Genomic DNA, 3533 nt, shown 5'->3' on the forward strand with positions numbered 1-3533 from the left:
ATCCCCCCCAACCCCCCTTTCAAAGGGGGGCGAAGGGGGGATGCCTGAGACGCGCTCAAAAAGCCCTCTCTCGCAAGATGAAGGGTTCTCGGAATCGAGAGAAGGCGCGTCGTAAAGTTGCCAAGATTCACGAACAAATCAAAGATGCTCGGAATGACTACCTGCACAAGCTGACAACCCGCCTCGTTCGCGAAAACCAAACGATTGTGGTGGAATCCCCCCTAACCCCCCTTATTAAGGGGGGAACTAAAGGGGGGATAGGGATGGTGAGAAATCACAAACTCGCCAAACACATCTCTGATTGTGCCTGGGGAGAGTTTGTCAACCAACTGGACTATAAATGTCAGTGGTACGGGCGTACTCTCGTCAAGGTAGATAAATGGTTTCCGAATCCCCCCTAACCCCCCTTATTAAGGGGGGAACTAAAGGGGGGATGTTGCGGACACAAAGCCGATTCGATGGCGTTGGATGTCAGAGAGTGGACTTGTCCGAAATGTGGGACGGTTCACGACCGGGACATCAACGCCGCACAGAATCTTTTGGCGGTGGGACACACCGTTACAGCCTGTGAAGCGAGTGTAAGTCTTGAAGGACATTGTTCCCAAGAGCAACTGCGAAAAACCCGTAAGGGAAGGAAGCAGGAACCCAAATCGCGAGGTTTGGGAATCACCGTCCTTCCTTCGGCGGTGAGGATGTCAATCAGGTTTTCCAAAACCAGCGTAACCACGTCATCCCGGTAGCCATCAGTGCCACAAGAAGCGTATATACCGCCGCCCGCATCACCCCTCGCATCGGCGACATCGTGAAATCGTTAATGGTTTCTCGCCATCCGGTCAGCGTCAAAATTGGTAGCAGTAAATTGGCATAGCCCACGTAACCCACGAGGGGATTGCGCCCCGTGGCGACGAACAAATATAACGTCCAGTTTTGACGAAAGACCTCCGACACCACGAACAACGCCGCCAACAACAACGCCGACATTCCTACCGTGACGAACAGATAACTCAACGTCGCGGGATCTTTTTTAATGCCCCCTTCATAGGGTTCAAAGGCTAAGCCCAACAGCACCCAATACAGGCCCCATCGCCCACAGGTGGCGAGTAACCGTTCTGTTGCATCCAGCGGAGAACGGACTAAACGCAACAGTAACGCCCCCAAAATGGCCGTGACGGCGGTGGTTTGCCACACCCAACGGGCTTGTAATCCCACCAGTAACACCAGAGATAGGGTAATTCCTAAAAACGCAAGCGTCAGGTATTGCCAGCTTTGCCATCCTGTCGCTTCGTCATCGGGTGGCGTCACCTGCAAGGTTTCCATGACATTTTCAGCGGGGAGAACGGGTTGAGATGACTTCATCCACCGCAACAGCCCATCGCCGATAATGGTGCCGGGAATGACAACGAAGAGATATTTCCAATAGGCGAAATTCAGTAAACTGGGACTCGGCGAGAGGGAAAACACCTGTTTGACCCATCCCGCTTCGCTGTAGGAAAGCTGTAAGGCGAACAACCACGCCATCACTCCCAACCGCCACGCCACGCTACGCCGCGTCAGCCACCACACCAACGCCCCCACCACGGCGACGTTGGCTAAGACGACGAGGATAATGTCGTTGCGCGTGGGGGAAAATCCGCTTCCGTCGGGATATTGCAACTGCGACAGCAGCAGGATTCCCAGCAGCCATCCGGTGAGGTTGAGGGCTTTTTGGGCGAGGTTGGGTATCCATTTGGGAAATTTGCCGAAGGCTAAGCCCAAAATGAGGAATCCTGACAATGCCAGCCACCAGCGTAAATCGCCCAAGGCGGGATTGAGGATGTTGGGGCGCAGGTGTTGCAGGAATACGGCAAACGCCAACAGCGACAGCCCTCGCCAGAGGATTGAGGGAACGATTTGCCACCCATGCCAGCCTTTTTCGCGTCGCCGCGACTGGGCGAGGGGAATCGCCGCCCCCATGGAGAAGAGGAACAGGGGAAATACCCAATCCACCCAGGTTAAGCCGGGTATTTCGGGGTTGAAGGTATGTTCGGGGGGCGGAAGTTGGGCGTGATACATCCAGGGGGGAAGTGCGCCGCCGAAGGGAACGATGCCGGAAAATATCATGGCTAATACGGCGATTCCCCGCAAGGCATCGAGGGCGTCGGCGCGTTTGAATTCTGGATTTTCCCGCGTCACGGTTGGACTCCTTTTTTATGGGTTGGGGAGGGATTCACGACATCAGGCACAGAGAATACAGGGTTTTTTAGTTAAGAATACAGGGGGTGTTGGGTTTCGCTGGCGCTCCACCCAACCGACTTTAGACAAACTTTAGAAAAACGACTTTAGAAAACGAATTTAGAAAATATTATTAATTATTAAATCCATCCGCCGGATGCCATGTTGAGGAGTTGTTTTATGCTGTGGTTGCGGTTGACGGTGATGCGCGGGATGTGGTAACGATCGATCCACCAATCTATCCGCAAGGTTTTGCCGTTATATAAATAGCCCGATCGATAATATTTCTTCACTTCTTTTAAGGCTTTTAGGTTGACAGATCCAAAGGGATATGCTAAATGATTGGCGACTTGATTGTTGGGGTCTAAATTTTGGGTACAGGCTCGCAGTAATTTTTGAGATCCGAGGAGTTCTTTGGTGAGATCTTTTGAGTTTAACCTGGTTAAATCTTCGTGATTGGAGGTATGGGATTGTAAGTCGTAATAGCCTTTTTCGACTCCGATTCGGAAGTCGTCGCAACTGGCGCGATCGAGGGCGGTTCCGTGGATTCCCATAAAGGCGGGGTTGAGGAACCAGACGATTTTAATGGGGGTGTCGTAGGTGCGATCGAGCTTTTCTAAAATGGGAAATATATTGTTGTGGGCGCTTTTATACCCGTCGTCGAAGCTAATTAAAACTTTTTTCTGTTGGCGCTTTTCTTTGGGGAGAGGTTGGGGATTGTCGGCGAGGAAGTATTTGTAGAGGTCTTGCGCTGTGAGAAACCAGTAATCTTGACGGACTAATTCTGTGAGAAACGCCTCGAAATCCTGTTTGAAATAGTCGCTGCTCCACTCGTCGCGGTTGGGTGGCTGTTCTTGGGGATTGGTGCGATCGATAATATCGTGAAAGCCAAAAACTGGAATTTCTTCAAATAAAAGTTCGGTGGAAACGCGAAATAGTGCGAGTCCGAGAATAAAGGCTAAACTCCAAAGTGCCAGTTTTTTTAAACGCTGGCGATGATTGAATTCTTTCCAGCCATCGATTAGCAGTTTCATCTAAGTTCAAAACCAGAGAAGAGGGAACTCATAAGTCAGGAAAGCGCGACGGTCGATCGTATTTCACTATAGCAAGTTCCGATCGCCAGTTTTGAGACAGCTTACGGAATTCGAGGTTCGATCGCATCGAACCCGAGATTCTCCCTTCTTTTTCGTGATATTGTCCCCATTCTATAGGAAAGTGGGTAGGATGTATGTCGATCGATGAATAACGCACAGGGAAGAGTATAGAGTACCCAGGGCTATTTCATTCTAAAAATGGTCTTGAGGGTGTCTAGTCCAAATTGG

2 protein-coding genes and 1 pseudogene are annotated in these 3533 nt (G+C 50.9%); 1 reads left to right on the forward strand and 2 read right to left on the reverse strand.

Going from position 1 to position 3533, the window contains the following annotated elements:
- A pseudogene (locus ACP5D4_RS21320) lies at positions 1–740 on the forward strand (RNA-guided endonuclease TnpB family protein); the annotation flags it as partial.
- On the opposite strand, the gene ACP5D4_RS21325 reads toward ACP5D4_RS21320, so the two are convergent.
- Complete coding sequence (locus ACP5D4_RS21325; RefSeq protein ID WP_428013614.1) at positions 700–2172, reverse strand: DUF5009 domain-containing protein; 1473 nt, start codon at positions 2170–2172, stop codon at positions 700–702. The pseudogene ACP5D4_RS21320 and the gene ACP5D4_RS21325 sit on opposite strands and share 41 nt — an antisense overlap.
- A 179-nt stretch (positions 2173–2351) precedes the next feature.
- Positions 2352–3245, reverse strand: a complete 894-nt coding sequence (locus tag ACP5D4_RS21330) for a polysaccharide deacetylase family protein (RefSeq protein ID WP_428013615.1) — start codon at positions 3243–3245, stop codon at positions 2352–2354.
- Between the last annotated feature and the right edge of the window lie 288 nt (positions 3246–3533).

This window comes from Baaleninema sp., from assembly GCF_049974805.1.
Taxonomy (GTDB): Bacteria; Cyanobacteriota; Cyanobacteriia; order Cyanobacteriales; family Geitlerinemataceae; genus Baaleninema.